We start from the raw sequence: 524 nt of genomic DNA on the forward strand, positions 1-524 counted from the left end.
GCGGGGATGGGGGAGAACCCGGCGACGCGGTCGGGTCCGTAGGCCTTGATGGTGTGGACGTGGGCGGCGGCGACGATCTCGGCGGCCTCGTCCCAGGTGGCGCGCACGAGCCCGCCCTTGCCGCGCGCGGACTTGTACCGCCGTGCGGTCTGGGGGTCGGTGGTGAGGCGTTCCCAGGCCAGGACGGGGTCGCCGGTGGCGGCGCGCGCGGCGCGGTAGGCGTCCAAGAGGGTGCCGCGGACGTAGGGGTAGCGCACGCGGGTGGGGGAGTAGGTGTACCAGGAGAACGCGGCGCCGCGGGGGCAGCCGCGGGGTTCGTACTCGGGGGAGTCCGGGCCGACGGAGGGGTAGTCGGTCTGCTGGGTCTCCCAGGTGATGATGCCGTCCTTGACGTAGACCTTCCAGGAGCAGGACCCGGTGCAGTTCACGCCGTGGGTGGAGCGCACGACCTTGTCGTGGGACCAGCGGTCGCGGTAGAACACGTCGCCCTGGCGCCCGCCGGTCAGGAACACCTGCCGCAGGTC

1 protein-coding gene is annotated in these 524 nt (G+C 72.9%); it reads right to left on the minus strand.

Features of this window, described 5'->3' with window-relative positions; genetic code table 11:
- The coding region (locus ABWU78_RS20930) for a molybdopterin-dependent oxidoreductase (protein ID WP_439159398.1) at nt 1-524 on the minus strand (524 nt) is incomplete at both ends.

The organism is Cellulosimicrobium sp. CpK407 (assembly GCF_051844275.1).
Taxonomy (GTDB): Bacteria; Actinomycetota; Actinomycetes; order Actinomycetales; family Cellulomonadaceae; genus Cellulosimicrobium; species Cellulosimicrobium cellulans_G.